14 protein-coding genes and 1 pseudogene are annotated in these 16,028 nt (G+C 60.2%); 6 read left to right on the forward strand and 9 right to left on the reverse strand.

The features are described 5' to 3' along the window. Positions 1-5 precede the first annotated feature (5 nt). The gene (locus tag SOR61_RS03830; protein WP_320611368.1) at positions 6-1,406 is read left to right on the forward strand and encodes a regulatory iron-sulfur-containing complex subunit RicT; all 1,401 of its coding nucleotides are present in this window, start codon (positions 6-8) and stop codon (positions 1,404-1,406) included. 156 nt (positions 1,407-1,562) lie between these two features. Beyond that, positions 1,563-2,477, forward strand: a complete 915-nt coding sequence (locus SOR61_RS03835) for a cation diffusion facilitator family transporter (RefSeq protein ID WP_320611369.1) — start codon at positions 1,563-1,565, stop codon at positions 2,475-2,477. 123 nt (positions 2,478-2,600) lie between these two features. Here the strand turns inward: SOR61_RS03835 and SOR61_RS03840 are convergent, their stop codons facing one another. The 3 genes from SOR61_RS03840 to SOR61_RS03850 all read right to left on the reverse strand — a co-directional run bounded on the left by SOR61_RS03840 (position 2,601) and on the right by SOR61_RS03850 (position 5,376). Further along, on the reverse strand, positions 2,601-3,452 hold the full coding sequence (locus SOR61_RS03840; protein ID WP_407066503.1) for a 3-hydroxybutyryl-CoA dehydrogenase: 852 nt from the start codon (positions 3,450-3,452) through the stop codon (positions 2,601-2,603). 270 nt (positions 3,453-3,722) lie between these two features. Further along, a complete protein-coding gene (locus SOR61_RS03845) occupies positions 3,723-4,499 on the reverse strand; it encodes an enoyl-CoA hydratase-related protein (protein ID WP_320611370.1) in 777 nt (258 codons plus the stop codon). 160 nt (positions 4,500-4,659) lie between these two features. Beyond that, positions 4,660-5,376, reverse strand: a complete 717-nt coding sequence (locus tag SOR61_RS03850) for a DUF554 domain-containing protein (protein ID WP_320611371.1) — start codon at positions 5,374-5,376, stop codon at positions 4,660-4,662. Between the two features lie 302 nt (positions 5,377-5,678). Between SOR61_RS03850 and SOR61_RS03855 the strand changes: the two genes are divergently transcribed. Continuing rightward, positions 5,679-7,175: an oligosaccharide flippase family protein gene (locus SOR61_RS03855; protein ID WP_320611372.1), complete on the forward strand. Its 1,497-nt coding sequence runs from the start codon at positions 5,679-5,681 to the stop codon at positions 7,173-7,175. Between the two features lie 93 nt (positions 7,176-7,268). Next, positions 7,269-7,742 carry a nucleoside deaminase gene (locus SOR61_RS03860; RefSeq protein ID WP_320611373.1) on the forward strand — a complete coding sequence of 158 codons (474 nt, stop codon included), beginning with the start codon at positions 7,269-7,271 and terminating at the stop codon, positions 7,740-7,742. 116 nt (positions 7,743-7,858) lie between these two features. Here the strand turns inward: SOR61_RS03860 and SOR61_RS03865 are convergent, their stop codons facing one another. Beyond that, positions 7,859-8,011: a hypothetical protein gene (locus tag SOR61_RS03865; RefSeq protein WP_320611374.1), complete on the reverse strand. Its 153-nt coding sequence runs from the start codon at positions 8,009-8,011 to the stop codon at positions 7,859-7,861. Between the two features lie 141 nt (positions 8,012-8,152). Between SOR61_RS03865 and SOR61_RS03870 the strand changes: the two are divergent. After that, positions 8,153-8,477 (forward strand): annotated as a pseudogene (locus SOR61_RS03870) (helix-turn-helix domain-containing protein). A gap of 66 nt (positions 8,478-8,543) precedes the next feature. Here SOR61_RS03870 and SOR61_RS03875 read toward each other — a convergent pair. The 5 genes from SOR61_RS03875 to SOR61_RS03895 all read right to left on the reverse strand — a co-directional run bounded on the left by SOR61_RS03875 (position 8,544) and on the right by SOR61_RS03895 (position 14,272). Next, positions 8,544-9,533: an ABC transporter permease gene (locus SOR61_RS03875; protein ID WP_320611375.1), complete on the reverse strand. Its 990-nt coding sequence runs from the start codon at positions 9,531-9,533 to the stop codon at positions 8,544-8,546. Beyond that, a complete protein-coding gene (locus tag SOR61_RS03880) occupies positions 9,526-10,683 on the reverse strand; it encodes an ABC transporter permease (protein WP_320611376.1) in 1,158 nt (385 codons plus the stop codon). Before SOR61_RS03880 ends, SOR61_RS03875 begins: the two co-directional genes overlap by 8 nt. Further along, the gene (locus tag SOR61_RS03885; RefSeq protein WP_320611377.1) at positions 10,676-12,217 is read right to left on the reverse strand and encodes an ABC transporter ATP-binding protein; all 1,542 of its coding nucleotides are present in this window, start codon (positions 12,215-12,217) and stop codon (positions 10,676-10,678) included. The genes SOR61_RS03880 and SOR61_RS03885 overlap by 8 nt, the downstream gene beginning before the upstream one ends. 218 nt (positions 12,218-12,435) lie before the next feature. Beyond that, on the reverse strand, positions 12,436-13,596 hold the full coding sequence (locus SOR61_RS03890) for a BMP family ABC transporter substrate-binding protein (protein ID WP_320611378.1): 1,161 nt from the start codon (positions 13,594-13,596) through the stop codon (positions 12,436-12,438). Between the two features lie 94 nt (positions 13,597-13,690). Next, complete coding sequence (locus tag SOR61_RS03895; RefSeq protein WP_320611379.1) at positions 13,691-14,272, reverse strand: xanthine phosphoribosyltransferase; 582 nt, start codon at positions 14,270-14,272, stop codon at positions 13,691-13,693. Between the two features lie 376 nt (positions 14,273-14,648). On the opposite strand from SOR61_RS03895, the gene SOR61_RS03900 reads away from it, so the two are divergent. After that, positions 14,649-15,989 carry a butyryl-CoA:acetate CoA-transferase gene (locus tag SOR61_RS03900; protein ID WP_320611380.1) on the forward strand — a complete coding sequence of 447 codons (1,341 nt, stop codon included), beginning with the start codon at positions 14,649-14,651 and terminating at the stop codon, positions 15,987-15,989. The last annotated feature ends 39 nt before the right edge of the window (positions 15,990-16,028 follow it).

Consider the following 16,028-nt stretch of genomic DNA (forward strand, 5'->3'; position numbering starts at 1 on the left):
CACCTATGGCAGAAATCATCAGCGTTCGCTTTCGCAGCGAAGGCAAACAATATTACTTTGACCCCCGGGAGCTCTCCTGCGTCCCCAGGGACGGCGTCATCGTGGAGACGGCGGGCGGCCTGGAGTACGCAGTGTGCGTCCGCGGCAACTTTATTTTGGCGGAGACAGAGCTGGCCGCTCCTCTGCGCCCGGTGATCCGGAAGGCCACCCCCGAGGACCTGGCGGTGGTGGACCGGAACCGGGAGAAAGAAAAATATGCCTTCCGGGTTTGTCAGGAAAAGATCCTGGAGCATAACCTGGAAATGAAGCTGGTCAACGTGGAGTGCAGCTTTGAGGGGACCAAGATCCTCTTCTTCTTCACCTCCGAGGGCCGGGTGGACTTCCGTGGCCTGGTGAAGAGCCTGGCTGCCATCTTCCATACCCGCATTGAGCTGCGGCAGATCGGCATCCGGGACGAGGCCAAAATGCTGGGGGGACTGGGCATCTGCGGCCGTCCCTTCTGCTGCTCCTCCTTCCTGCGGGAGTTCCAGCCGGTGTCCATCAAGATGGCCAAGACCCAGAACCTCTCCCTGAATTCCACCAAGATCTCCGGGACCTGCGGCCGCCTCATGTGCTGCCTCAAGTATGAGCAGGAGGCCTATGAGGACATTATGAAGGACGCCCCCCGGATGGACTCCTTTGTGGAGACCCCGGACGGTGCGGGCACCATCATCAGCGTGAACACCCTCCGGGAGAAGGTCCGGGTCCGTCTGGACGACCAGCCCGACTCTCTGCGGACCTATCACAACAGCGAGATCCGGGTGGTGCGCAGCGGCAAGGGCAAGCGCCCCGAGGGCTATGTAGAGCCCCCCAAGGAGGAGCTGGCCAAGCTGCGGAAAGAGAGCGAGTCCATCGAGGACCAGTACCGCCGGGAGCAGGCCGCCCTGGCCGCCGCCCTGGACGAGTATATGGCCGAGCACAGCGAGAAGCATCCCCACGGGGAGTCCCATTCCTCCCGCCGCCGCCGGGGCGACCGGTGCAGAAACGCCGAGAAGGCAGAGAAAGCCCTGGAAGCAGACCTGGAGCGGGAGAAGGAGAAGCAGGAGGCCCGGGAAAAGGCAAAGTCCCGCCACCGGCCCCGCCATGCTTCTCCCGCCGCCCCCAAGACCCCGGACGGGGAGGACCAGCACGGGGGCAAGGACGAGGGCCGGAAGAAGAGCGGCAGCTCCCGCCGCCGGTCCCGGGGCGGAGGACGGCCCCAGCAGGACGCCCCTGCGTCCATCCCCCAGGAAAAGCCCAGGAAGACCGGAAAGAGCGGCGAAGCCAAGACCGAGAAGGGCGAAGGCGGAGAGAAGAAGCGCTCCTACTGGCACAGACCGGGCCACCGGCGGAGCGGCGGAGGCGGAAAGCCCCCTGCCGCAGAGTAAGCCATCCACAAAAAACGAGGGACTTGTGGAAAACCATCTGGGTTTTCTGGTCTTTCTGCCGGGTTTTCCCTTTCCAGCAGGGAAAACCCGGTATTCTTTCCACATCGTCACCCCATATTGGGGATGACGCCTGTCCTATGAAACGAGGTGTTTCCTATGGTATCTGAAAAGGGACCCTATACTCCCGAGGAGGGGAAGAAGCTGGCCATGAAGGTCTCCTGGGTCAGCGTGGCCGTCAACCTGATCCTCTCCCTCTTTAAGTTGTTGGCCGGTCTGCTGGCTCATTCCGGGGCCATGATCTCCGACAGCATCCACTCCGCCTCTGATGTCTTTTCCACCTTCATCGTGATGATCGGCGTGCAGATCTCCAGCAGACAGGCGGACAAGAACCATCAGTACGGCCATGAGCGCTTTGAGTGCGTGGCCTCGGTGACCCTGGCCATCATCCTGCTGGAGACCGGCCTGCTCATCGGTTGGAACGGGCTCAAGACCATCTTCTCCGGGGGCCGGGGCGACCTGACCGCCCCCGGCGTCCTGGCCCTGGCGGCGGCGGTGGTTTCCATCCTGGTGAAGGAATGGATGTACTGGTACACCCGGGCGGCCGCCAGAAAGATCGGCTCTGACGCCCTCATGGCCGATGCCTGGCACCACCGCTCCGACAGCCTGTCCTCCATCGGCGCCCTGGTGGGCATCGCCTTCTCCATGGCCGGGTTCCCGGTGATGGACAGCGTGGCCAGCGTGGTCATCTGCGTGTTCATCGCCAAAGCGGCTATCGATATCTTCCGGGATGCGGTGAACAAGATGGTGGACCAGTCCTGCGACGAGGAGACCCTGGAGCGTATGACCCAGGTCATCTTACAGCAGGAGGGGGTGCTGGGCTTGGACCTGCTTCAGACCCGTCTCTTCGGCACCCGCATCTATGTGGACGCGGAGATCTCCGCCCATGAGGACCTCTCCCTCCGGCAGGCCCACGCCATTGCCGAGCAGGTCCATGAGGCCATTGAGGAGGCCTTCCCCATGGTGAAACACTGTATGGTCCATGTAAACCCCAGAGAAGATGAGAAGGAATGAAGAAAACGCCATCCGAACCGGATGGCGTTTATCTTTTCCCTCTGGCGACAGGAGGGGTCCTTCGAAGAGAAAAACCCCCCTCCGGCTGAGCCGGAGGGGGATTGCACCAACAAAGGGGTAAGATCAGTTGTACTTGTAGAAGCCTTCGCCGGTCTTCTGGCCCAGCAGGCCAGCGCGCACCATCTTCTTCATGGTCAGAGCGGGACGATACTTGCTGTCGCCGGTCTCGGTGAAGATGGTCTCCATGATGGCCAGGCAGATGTCCAGACCAACCAGGTCAGCCAGAGCCAGGGGGCCCATCTTGTGGTTAGCACCGTACATCATAGCGGTGTCGATGTCTTCCTTGGAAGCGATGCCGTTCTCCAGAACGATGATAGCTTCGTTGATCATGGGGAACAGGATGCGGTTGACCACGAAACCGGGAGCTTCGCCGACCTCGACGGGGCTCTTGCCGATCTCGGAAGCGCAAGCGTACACAGCGCGGAAGGACTCGTCGGAGGTACGAGCGCCGCGGATGACCTCAACCAGCTTCATAGCGGGAGCGGGGTTGAAGAAGTGCATGCCCAGGACCTTCTCAGGACGCTTGGTAGCAGCAGCGATAGCGGTGATGGAGATGGAGGAGGTGTTGGAAGCCAGGATGGTGTCGGGCTTGCAGATCTCGTCCAGTTCCTTGAAGATGCTCTTCTTGATGTCCAGAACTTCGATGGCAGCTTCCACGACCAGGTCGCAGTCCTTGGCGTCAGCCAGGTCCACGGTGAAGGAGACGCGGCTCAGCATGTCAGCCTTCTGCTCCTCGGTGATCTTGCCCTTGGAGACCTTCTTGTCCAGGTTCTTGTTCAGGACCTGCTCACCGCGCTGAATGAAAGCGTCAGCGATGTCGCGAACGATAACGGTCTTGCCGGCTTCGACGAAAACCTGGGCAATGCCCATGCCCATGGTGCCAGCGCCCAGGACCATGATCTTATTAATAGCCATTGTAGTGTTCCTCCTAAGATGAATATGTGAAAAATTTTATTAACGAAAGGATGGGAAATGAGAGAATCGCTTAGCGGTTCTTGAAGCCGTCCAGCTTCTTTTTCTCAACGAAAGCCTTCATAGCGTCCTTCTGGTGTCATTGGACTTGCTTTGCCGGAAGTGAATTCCGTCAAAGCCAAGGTTTTGCAGGGCAAAACGCTTGGCGGCGTCCCAGACGCCGTCCCCGCGGTGCGGGTGCCGGACCAGAAGGCGACAGATGGGAAGGAGAAATTAGCGGTTCTTGAAGCCGTCCAGCTTCTTCTTCTCGACGAAAGCCTTCATGGCGTCCTTCTGGTCCTCGGTGCCGAAGCAGGTGCCGAAAGCCAGAGCTTCGTAAGTAGCAGCGGTAGTCATGTCGCACTGCACGCCATAGCGGATAGCCTGCTTGGCAGCGCGGACAGCGATCTGAGCCTTGGAAGCGATCTTGTTGGCCATTTCCATAGCGGTATCCATGAGAGCCTCGGGAGCGACGACCTTGCTGACCAGGCCGATTTCCAGAGCCTGCTGAGCGCTGATGGTGTCAGCGGTGAGGATCAGTTCCATAGCGTGAGCGGTGCCGCAGATTCTGGGCATACGCTGGGTGCCGCCGAAGCCGGGGGTGATGCCCAGGCCCACTTCGGGCTGACCGAACTTGGCCTTCTCGGAAGCGATGCGGATGTCGCAGGACATGGACAGCTCGCAGCCGCCGCCCAGAGCGAAGCCGTTGATAGCAGCGATGGTGGGCTTCTCCATTCTCTCCAGACGGAGCATAGCCTGGTTGCCCAGGTCACCGAAGTTCTTGCCGGCGACCACGTTCATGGTAGCCATCTCGCTGATGTCAGCGCCTGCCACGAAGGAACGGCCGGCGCCGGTCACGATCACGACATAGATATCGTCGTTGTTCTCAACAACGTCAAAAGCCTTCAGCAGGTCAGCAAAGACCTCGCTGCTCAGGGCGTTCAGGGTCTCGGGACGGTTCATGGTAATGATGCCGACGTGGCCCTGCTGGGTTACCTCTACAAATGCCATGGGGGAATACCTCCTAAAAAGATTGGTTTACAGATCATTTTTTTATCTGTATACAACAGTTCTGCAATAGTATACTGCATTTTTACCCATGGGACAAGGTGAAAGTCTTCGCTGATTTACCGAAAAAAATGGGAAAAAAAGAGGCTTTTCTGTTGGATTTTCAGGGAATAACCGCACCGATCCAGTTTGCCAGGGGCAGATAGCCCAGAGGGAGAAAAATGGAGGGAAGCAGATTGCCCACTTTCAGCGGTTCTCTGCGCAACTGCAGCATATTCAGGCCGATGCCGATGATGATGCAGCCCCCCACAGCGCTCATTTCGGTGATGACCGCCTCCTGAAGGATCCCCACCGCCGCCCCGGCCAGCAGGGTGATGGCCCCCTCATACACCAGGATGGGCAGGGCGGAAAAGGCCACCCCGATCCCCAGGGCGGCGGTGAGGCTGATGGCAGTGACCCCGTCGATCACCGATTTGGACACCAGGATGGAGTAATCCTTATGGATCCCCGCTTCGATGCCCCCTACAATGGCCATGGCGCCCACGCAGAACAAAACGGAAGCGGTGACGAACCCCTGGGTGAAAGTGCTGCTGCCAGTGGCGTTTTCTCCCTCAAACCGGCGGCGCAGCCCCTCCCCCCAGCGGTCCAGCCGGGCTTCGATGTCAATGCCCTCCCCGATGAGGGTGCCCACCACCAGGCAGACCACCACGCAAAGGGTATCCTTGGTGCCGATGGCGGAGGAGATCCCGATGCTCACCACGCACAGGCCCATGGCCTGCATGAGGACCGTGAGAAAGCGCTGGGGGAGTTTGTCTTTCAGCAGCATCCCCAGGGCGCTGCCCGCCAGAATGAGGGCGCAGTTGATGAGCACAGCAAGCATAAAACCGCCTCTTTTTCCCCCCAAAAAGCCGTCCCGGGGAAAGATCCGTAGAAAAAAGAATAAAAATACTATACGTCCTTTCCCTACCCTTGTCAAGGAAAGAGAAAAATCTTACCTTTCCTGAAAAATATGCCAGGAATCTTAAAAAAACATGGAAAAATAAAAGGTTTTTTTGAAGAAGGGCATCTTTCGTCCTGTACTATATTTATACAGGAACAGCTCCCCCGCCCTCCCCGGGCCAGGCCCAGGTATCTTTTCCCCCGCCCCCTCATAGTCTGAACAGAAACAAAGGGGGTGTGTCCGTGGGCAGTGTGGCCTTGCTGACCCTGACCGGGATCCTATCCCAGGCCATTGGGTTCGTGTACCGTATCCTCCTGACCAGAATGGCCGGGGCGGAGATCTTAGGGCTGTATCAGCTCATCCTTCCGGTGTATTCCGTGCTCCTTTCCCTCACCTCTGTGGGCCTCACCACAGCGGTGTCCAATCTCTCCGCCCGGTACCAGGCCCTGGGCAACCTGCGGGTGGTCCATCAGATCCGGGGGCAGGCAGTCCGGCTGTTTTTTCTGCTGGCTTTGCTGCCTGGGGCCCTGCTGGTGGTTTTGTCCGACGGGGCCTCGGTCTACCTGCTGGGGGACGCCCGGACCCAGCTGGGTCTGATTTTGCTGGTGCCCTGCCTCCTTCTCACCGGGGTGGAAAACCTGCAAAAACACTACTTCTACGGAACGGGGAAGGTCTGCCCCGCCGCCCTCACCGAGCTTTTGGAGCACCTGCTCCGGGCGGCCCTCATCCTCTCCCTTCTGTGGGTGCTGGAGCCCCCTACCCCGGAGAAAGCGGTGGGGACCATCGTCCTGGGCATGGTGTTCAGCGAGGTGGCCTCCGCCCTGACCCAGACGGTCCTCTTCCGCTGCTATGTGGGGCCCCCCCGTTCCCTGGCGGGGCAGAAGCTCCCCCCTGCTGCCCTGCGGCGGCAGATGGGGCAGATCGCCCTGCCGGTGAGCGCGGCGGCCCTCCTGGGAAACCTGATCTCCTCGGCCAATGCGGTGCTCATCCCCCGGCTGCTGGTGCTGGGCGGCATGGAACAGAGCCAGGCCATGTCCGCCTACGGCATTACCTTTGGCATGACCCTGCCCATGCTGCTGCTCCCTACCGCCTTCCTCAGCGCCCTGGGGCTGGTGCTCACCCCCAAGCTCTCCCGGTCCGCTGCCCTGGGCAAGGAGGAGGAGATTCGGACCCAGGTCCGCCGGTGGGTGGGGGTGGCCAATCTCATTCTGATTCCCGCCCTGGCGCTGCTGGCGGTGCTGGGCTCTGCCATTGGCAGCGCTTTGTACAAAGAGCCTGCCGTGGGGGACCACCTGTCCCTGCTGGCCCTGGGAGTCCTCTTCTCCTGCTGGCACGGCCTGTTTGCCTGTGTGCTCAGCGGGGTGAACCGGCAGGGGGCCTCTGCTGCGGTGGCACTGGTGTGCGATGGGGTCCAGCTGGGTCTCACCTGTCTCACCGTGGGCACCTGGGGTATGGGGGGTTATGCCCTGAGCTTTACCCTCAGTTCTCTGCTGGGGGCGGTGCTCAGCTGGCGGGTGGTTTCCCGGGAAATCGGCTTGAAGCTGCCGGTCTTTGCCTGGTTTACCGCCCCCACCCTGGCGGCCTGTCTGGCGTCCTCCTGCGGGGACCTGATGGAAACCGTCCTCCTGCGAGGGGGCCTGTCTTCCCTGGCTGCGGCCTGCGGCGCCCTGCTCTTTGGTCTGCTCCTCTATCTGGCGGCCCTCCAGGCCATGGGCGTGGGACAGAAGGGGGAACCGTAGCCTCTCCCCTGTCCTCCGGCGTAAAAAACTCCGCCTTGCCTGGGGCGGAGAAATCCGGTACAATGGGAAAAACGCAGGAGGAGGGAGACCACCATGACCCATGAGGACTATATGCGCCAGGCCCTGGACCTGGCTCGGGAGGCCTATGAGGCGGGAGAGGTTCCCGTAGGCTGTGTGATCGTGAAGGACGGCAAGGTGGTGGGCCGAGGCCGGAACCAGCGGGAGGAGAAGGGCTCTGCCCTGTCCCACGCGGAACTGGAAGCCATTGAGGACGCCTGCCGGACCTTGGGCGGCTGGCGGCTCAGCGGGACCAAACTGTATGTCACCTTAGAGCCCTGCCCCATGTGTGCCGGGGGGATCATCTCTGCCCGCATCCCTGAGCTGTACTACGGGGCCAAGGACGAGGGCTTCGGGGCTTGTGGATCCATCTTGAATCTCTTTGAAGAGAACTTCCGCCACCACCCCAAGATCGTGGGGCACATTCTGGAAGAGGAGTGCGCTTCTCTGCTCCAGGCCTTCTTTTCCCAGGTACGGGAAAAAAGACCCGAAAACTTAAAGCTTTTGTAACAATTGTGGACTTTTTTTGTAACAAGTCTTTGGTAGGATATCCTTGCAAGAGTCAAGAAAGCTTCTTTTCATTTTTAACCTTCGGAAGAACGGGGTCAGTGTTGCAACCGCTGACCCTATTTTTCTGCCCATTTTCCCCCTTGCAGCAGCAGGGGCACAAACCCCGGGAGCAGGTCCAGCAGGGGGAAGCCCTGGAGGAAGAGGGGCCAGAGCCCCAGGCCCAGCAGGACCGGACAAAGGGACAAAACAAGACGAAACAGACGGGCCATGGAAACACCTCCGGGAAGGGATGTAGCATTTCCTGTTATGATATGACATAAAATATCCTATTGTCAATGGAATAGGCGATTTTATGTCCTAATAATCCAGATGGCATAGCATATAATATCCTATCATAAGGGGTGGATGCTATGTATGAGGAGTTCTTTTCCCGCCGTCTGACCCAGCTGCGGATGCAGAAAGGGGTGTCTGCCCGGGAGATGAGCCTGGCCATCGGGCAGAACAGCAGCTATATCAACCGGATCGAAAACCGGAAAGCCCTCCCCTCCATGCAGGGCTTCCTTTTATATCTGTGAATATTTGGAGGTGACTCCCCGGGAGTTTTTTGAGGAGGGGCAGGAGATCCCCGCCCGCCTGGCCGAGGTGGTGGAGGACCTGGCCCGGCTGGACCCGGTCCAGCTGGAGGCGATTCGGACGATTCTTCAGGGATTACAGCCCAGGAAAGAGGAACCCTGACCAAGAGAAAAAAGAACCCGAGCGGCTTATGATAAGCCGCTCGGGTTTTCGTTTGTCCCGAAGGGGTTATCGTTCCTCCCGGAAGTAGCTCAGGCCCAGGCTGGCCGGGGGCTGATTGGCCCGGTTGTGCTTGAGGCTGACGAAGACCAGCACCACAGCGGTGACGATGTAAGGAACGATGTCGTAGATGGAGGCGGGGATGAAGGAGATGGGATAGTAGTACCGCATACAGGCCAGGCCGCCGAAGATGAGGGAGCACCACAGGGCGCGCTTGGGGCTCCACACGGCGAAGATGACCAGGGCCACAGCCAGCCAGCCGTAGCCGTTGATGCAGTTGTGGACCCAGGCGCCGCCCACGCCGGCGCCGGCGTTCATCACCAGATACAGGCCGCCAAGGCCGGTGAGGCCGCCGCCGATGCAGGTGGCCAGATACTTGTACCGGGTGACGTTGATGCCCGCAGCGTCTGCGGTGGCCGGGCTCTCGCCCACGGCCCGCAGGTTCAGGCCCTTGCGGGTGCGGCCCAGGAACCAGGCCAGGAGCACTGCGGTGAGGATGGCCAGATAGACCATGAAGTTATGGGAGAAGAGGAGCTTGCCCACCACCGGGAGCTTCACCAGGGGCTCGGGGAAGATGGGGTTGTTGAAGAGGCCCTTCACGGCGGTGCTCACGGAGAGGAAGCCGGAGGGGTCGGCGTGGCCGATGGCCTCGCCGAAGTAGTTGGCAACGCCGGTGCCGAACATGGTGAGGGCCAGACCGGTGACGTTCTGGTTGGCCCGGAGAGTGATGGTGAGGACGCTGAAGATGAAGGCCCCCAGCCCGGCGCACAGCACTGCACACACCAGGGCCAGCAGCAGGGCGATGTAGGGGTTGGTCCCCCCTGCCTTTTCATAGTAGTAGGGGCCCATGATGCCGGCGATGCCGCCCATGAACATCATGCCTTCCACACCTAAGTTCAGGTTGCCGGATTTTTCTGTGAGGGTCTCACCCAGCACGCCGAAGAGAAGCGGGGTGGCGGCCAGGATCCCGGCGGTCAGAAAGTTGATGAGGTTATTCATGGTCCTGGTCCTCCTTTCCCTTGGGGTCTGCGGCGGGAGCGGGCACTTCCTGGGGACGGTTGTGCTTGCTGCCCCGGAAGATCAGACGGTAGTTGATGAAGAACTCACACCCCAGCATGAAGAAGAGGATGATGGCGGAGAGCACATCGGCAGCGGAGGCGGGGATCTTGAAATTGGTCTGGATGGTGTTGGAGCCCTTGGTGAGGATGGCCAGCAGCCCTGCGATGAGCACCATGGCGAAGGGGTTCAGGTGGGCCAGCCAGGCCACGATGATGGCGGTAAAGCCCACGCCGCCGGAGGTGCCGGTGTTCAGGGTGTAGTCGGCGCCGGAGACCACCAAGAAGCCCATGAGACCGGCGATGGCGCCGGAGAGGAACATGGTGCGCATGATGATCTTGCTCACGTTCATGCCGGCGTAGCGGGCGGTGCGCTCGCTCTCGCCCACCACGGAGATCTCATAGCCGTGCTTGCTGTACCGTATGTAGATGAACATACCCACCGTAAGGGCCAGGACGATGATCCAGCCGATGTGGACGCCGAAGACCTTGGGCAGACGGGCGTTCTGGTCGAACATGGCGATGATGGGGAAGCCCGTGCCCTTGGGGTCCTTCCAGGGTCCGTTTTGCAGGTAACTCTCGATGCCCAGGGCGATGTAGTTGAGCATCAGGGTGAAAAGGGTCTCGTTGGTGCCCCAGCGGGCCTTGAAGAAGGCGGGGATAAGGCCCCAGAGGCCGCCGATGACGATGCTGGCCAGGGCCATCACCAGGAGCAGGGCGGGCTTGGGGAGTTTATCGTACCAGTAGAGGGCGAAGTAGGAGGCGCCGATGGCACCGGCCATGATCTGACCCTCTGCGCCGATGTTCCAGAACTTCATCTTGAAGGCCGGGGCGATGGCCAGGGCGGCGCCCAGCAGGGGGATGGCGGTGCGGATGGTGATCCGCCGGGCGGAGGGACCGCCCAGGGAGCCGTCGATGATGTCGTGGTAAACGGCCAGGGGGTTGTGGCCCAAAACCGCCACGAAGAGGCAGCCTACCAGGAGGGCCAGCACGATGGCGCCCAGGCGGATGGCCCATTTCTTTTTCTTGCTCAGGTCGTCCCGCTTGACCATACGGACAAGGGGTTCCTTCTGGCTGTGTCTGTGGTCAGTCATGGGTGCTCACCTCCCCCAGATGGGTCATCATGAGACCCACTTCTTCCTTGGTAATGGTGCGGCCGTCGGCGATGCCGCTGACCTTGCCGCCGCAGAGGACCAGGATACGGTCGCACAGCTCCAGCAGCACGTCCAGGTCCTCGCCTACGTAGATGACCGCCACGCCCTTCTGCTTCTGCTCATTGAGCAGGCGGTAGATGGTGTAGGAGGAGTGGATGTCCAGGCCCCGGACCGGGTAGGCGGCCATGAGCACCGAGGGGGCGGAGGCGATCTCCCGGCCCACCAGCACCTTCTGCACGTTGCCGCCGGAGAGTTTCCGCACGGGGGTGTTGATGCTGGGGGTCACCACTTCCAGCTTGTCCTTGATCTCCTGGGCCAGGGCCTGGGGGGTCTTGGAGTCGGTGAAGAAGTGGCCGCCCTTGTCGTAGCTCTTGAGCATCATGTTGCCGGTCATGCCCATGGAACCCACCAGGCCCATGCCCAGCCGGTCCTCGGGGACGAAGGCCAGGCTGATGCCCAGGTCCCGGATCTCCATGGGGGACTTGCCCACCAGACTATCCGGCGCCTCCTGGGGGTTTCTGGGGTGGTAGAGGATCTGACCGTTGTTCACCGGATAGAGTCCGGCGATGGCCTCGCAGAGCTCCCGCTGGCCGCTGCCGGCGATGCCGGCGATGCCCAGGATCTCGCCTCCGTTGGCGGAGAAGCTCACGTTCTCCAGCACCTTGACGCCCTCGTTGTCCAGACAGGTGAGGTTCTTCACTTCCAGCCGCTTCACGGGGTTTTCCGGGGTGGGCCGGTCAATGTTCAGGGTGACGGCGTGGCCCACCATCATGTCGGTGAGGGCCTGGGGGTTGGTGTCCCTGGTGTCCACCGTGGCGATGTGCTCCCCCTTGCGCAGGACGGCCACCCGGTCGGAGATGGCCATGACCTCGTTGAGCTTGTGGGTGATGATGACGATGGACTTGCCGTCGTCCCGCATGTTCCGCAGGACGGCGAAGAGCTTTTCGGTCTCCTGGGGGGTGAGGACGGCGGTGGGCTCGTCCAGGATGAGGATGTCAGCCCCACGGTAGAGGACCTTGATGATCTCTACGGTCTGCTTTTCCGACACGGCCATGTCATAGATCTTCCGGTCGGGGTCCAGATCAAAGCCGTACCTGGTGCTGATGTCCTTGATCTGCTGGGAGATGGCCTTTCGGTCAAAGCGGCCTTTCTCCTCCAGGCCCAGGACGATGTTTTCTGCGGCGGTGAACACATCCACCAGCTTGAAGTGCTGGTGGATCATCCCGATCCGCAGGGCGAAGGAATCTTTGGGGGACAGGATGGAGACCTCTTCTCCGTTGACGAAGATGGTGCCGCTGTCGGGGAAGTAGATGCCCGCCAGCATGTTCATGAGGGTGGTCTTGCCGCTGCCGTTCTCTCCCAGCAGGGACAGGATCTCCCCCTTTCGGATGTCCAGATTCACGTTGTTGTTGGCGACCACAGGGCCGAAGGTTTTGGTCACGCCCCGCAGTTCTACCGCGTTCACTGTGTGCAAGGGATTCACCTCTTTCTCTCTGGCCTGCCGGGGCAGGCTGGTACCATGGACGAACCGTTCTCTTTTCTCAGGGAAGCGCCACAGGAAAGCCGTTAAAGAGAAGGCTTATGGGTTTTCCTCTGGGGTTTCCCATGGGGAAGGAAACCAACTGCACCCTTGCCGCAGGGCAAGGGTGCAGGGGATGGCCCCCCATCCGGGGGGCCGTAGGAACAAAGGGATCAGGACAGCACGGTGATGCCGTCGACGATGAAGGCGAAGGAGGGAGCGGAGGACTTCTCGTTCTCGGTGTAGAACTCGCCCTCAGCCAGGTTCAGCTCCTTACCGTCAGCATCCTTGCCGTGGAGAGGACCAGCGAAGACCTGGACAGAGCCGTCAGCCAGACCGGCAGCAGCCTTGTCGATGGCTTCCTTGGTGCCCTCAGCCACGATGGCTTCGTTCAGGTCGGACAGGTAGCAGGCGTTCTCTGCGTAGCTGCCGCACCAATCCTGGTCGATCTTCTCGCCCTTGATCAGGCAGTTCAGAGCGTACTCATAGTAAGCGCCCCAGTTGACCCGAGCGGAGACCAGAGCGGACTTGGGAGCCACGGGGACCATGTCGTCGTTGTAGCCCACAGCGAAGACGCCGTTGGCCTCAGCGGTGGTAGCGGGAGCGGAGGTGTCGGAGTGCTGGGAGATCACGTCGCAGCCCTGGTCGATGAGGGCCTGTGCGTTGGTGGCTTCCTTGGTGGCGTCGGACCACTCGTTGGTGTAGTTCACCAGCATGGTCACGTCGGGGTTGACGCTCTTAGCGCCCAGATAGAAGGCGGTGAAGCCGGAGATGACTTCTGCGAAGGGCTTGGCAGCCACATAGCCCAGCTTGTTGGTCTCGGTCTTGAGACCGGCGGCGATACCAGCCAGATAGCGGGCTTCGAAGATCTTGGCGAAGTAGTTGTGGGTGTTGTCCAGGCTGTCGGTTGCGCTCTGGTAACCGGTAGCGTGGCAGAACTGCACGTCGGGGTAGTCGGCAGCAGCCTCTACCATGTACTGCTCATGACCAAAGGAGTTGGCGAAGATGGCGTTGCAGCCAGCGTCCAGCAGCTCGTTGATGGCGTCGGAGCAGGTGGAGTCCTCAGCGATGTTGGGCTTCACCACCACCTGGGTCTCATAGTCCAGACCCAGCTTCTCGCAGGCGGCCTGCATGCCCTCGATGTGGTTCTTGTTGTAGGCGTCGGCGGCTTCACCGATGAGGATGAGGCCCACCTTCAGGTCTTCCTTGGCGATGCCAGCAGCAGTGGAGTCGCCGTCGCCGCCGGTGGTTTCGCTGGGCTTGTCGCCGCCGCAGGCAGCCAGGCCGAGGACCATGACGCCGGCCAGCAGCAGAGCAAGAATACGCTTTTTCATTTTGTTTCCTCCTTAAAATATGTAGTCACAGGGACAAAACCGCAAGGGGAGCTTGCGGCTTCAAAACGGCCGGAGGGCCGTAATGAACGAAGGGTCACGCAAAGACGACGCCGGCTTCCTCGCTCATGGCCTGGATGCGGGCCAGAGACTCCACCCGCACGCCCTGGCCGCGGATGCGCTCGCCGCCGGGCTGGAAGGCTTTTTCGATGACGATACCGGCGCCGACTACCTCACAGCCGGCTTGTCCGGCGATGTCGATGAGGGCGCTCAGGGCGCTGCCGTTGGCCAGAAAGTCGTCGATGAGCAGGACCTTTTCTCCGGGATGGAGAAATTCCTTGGAGACGAAGATATTATAGGGACGTTTGCTCTGGGTAAAGGACTCCACCTGGCTGATGGAGACATCGCCGGCGATGTTCTTGGTCTTGTTCTTTTTGGCAAAGACCACGGGGATGTTGTCGAAGGCCAGAGCGGCCAGGCAGGCGATGCCGATGCCGGAGGCCTCGATGGTAAGGATGCGGTCCACCTGACAGTCCTGGAACCGGCGGCGGAATTCCCGGCCGATCTGGGTCAAAAAGCCCACATCCATCTGGTGGTTCAGAAAGCTGTCCACCTTCAGGATCTCGTTGGTCCCCCGGATCTTTCCCTGCTCACGAATACGCTGTTTCAGTTCTTCCACAGAAGTGACGCCCCTTTCGATGAAAATCCCGTTGAAGAGTAAGAGAATGACAGCGTCTGACGGCGCTGAATATCACTATTGTACTTGATGCGTATGCGCCTTGCAAGAGGGGAATCCTCACAAAAAAACAACGGAAAACCCCCGTGTGCTTTTCTCTTTTTTGGCGGTTTTTACAGGGGCCTTCTGTTGCAAAAAATTGCAAAGATGAAAATTAGATAAAATACGCACTTTTTCTTGACATTTATTATCTCGACCTTTAAACTGAGCCTGATCGTTTTATTCTGATTTTTCCCCCGATCCGGGGCGAAAATCAGACCCTCCGGCCACCCGGCGGGGTGATTTTTTATTCTTTTTATTAGAAAAGGAGAAACGAAGTATGGATTTTTACGCAATGTACAAGAGCAAGCTGACCACCGCTGCAGAGGCTGTTAAGCTGGTTAAGTCCGGTGACTGGGTGGACTATACTTGGTGCACCAATCACCCCATTGCCCTGGATAAGGCACTGGCTGCCCGCCAGGACGAGCTGCAGGACGTGAAGGTCCGCGGCGGCGTGACCATGTGGATGCCCGAGATCGCCAAGGCTGACGACGCTGGCGAGCACTTCTCCTGGCACTCTTGGCACTGCTCCGGCGTAGACCGTAAGATCATGAACAAGGGCATGGGCTGGTTCTCCCCCATGCGTTACTCCGAGCTGCCCCGCTTTTACCGTGAAAACCTGGACCCCGTGGACGTGGTCATGATGCAGGTTCCTCCCATGGACGAGCACGGCAACTTCTCCCTGTCCCTGGCTCCCTCCCACCTGTATGATATGTGCGCCCGCGCAAAGCACATCATCGTGGAGATCAACGAGAACCTGCCCGTTGTCTACGGCCTGTACAAGACCGAGATCAACGTCCAGGACGTCACCTACATCGTGGAAGGCGACAACCCCTCCATCCCCGAGCTGGGCTCCGTGCCTCCCACCGACGTGGACCGCACCGTTGCTAACCTGATCGTGCCCGAGATCCCCAACGGCGCCTGCCTGCAGCTGGGTATCGGCGGCATGCCCAATACCGTCGGCGCCCTCATCGCTGAGTCCGACCTGAAGGACCTGGGCGTTCACACCGAGATGTATGTCGACGCTTTCGTTGACATTGCCAAGGCCGGCAAGATCAACGGCAAGAACAAGAGCCTGGACTATGGCCGCCAGGTCTTCGCCTTCGCCGCCGGCACCAAGAAGCTGTATGACTACGTCAACCGCAACCCCGACGTGCTGGGTGCTCCCGTTGACTACACCAACGACGTGCGCGTGGTGGCTCAGCTGGATAAGTTCATCTCCATCAACAACATCGTTGACCTGGACCTGTTCGGCCAGGTGAACGCTGAGTCTGCCGGCATCAAGCACATCTCCGGCACCGGCGGCCAGCTGGACTTCGTCATGGGTGCTTACCTGTCCAACGGCGGTAAGTCCTTCATCTGCCTGTCCTCCACCATGCAGGGTAAGGACGGCTCCCTGAAGTCCCGCATCGTGCCCACCCTGACCCCCGGCTCCATCTGCACCGACCCCCGTTCCACCGTTCACTACCTGGTCACCGAGTACGGCATGATCAACCTGAAGGGTCTGAACACCTGGCAGCGTGCAGAGCAGATCATCTCCATCGCACATCCCCAGTTCCGTGATGAGCTCATCAAGGACGCTGAGAAGATGGGCATCTGGAGACGCTCCAACAAGCGGTAATTCTTTCGCCTACTTCTTTTACTTTGACCTCCCCCCTGG

Source organism: Evtepia sp., from assembly GCF_034090835.1.
Lineage (GTDB): Bacteria > Bacillota > Clostridia > Oscillospirales > Oscillospiraceae > Evtepia.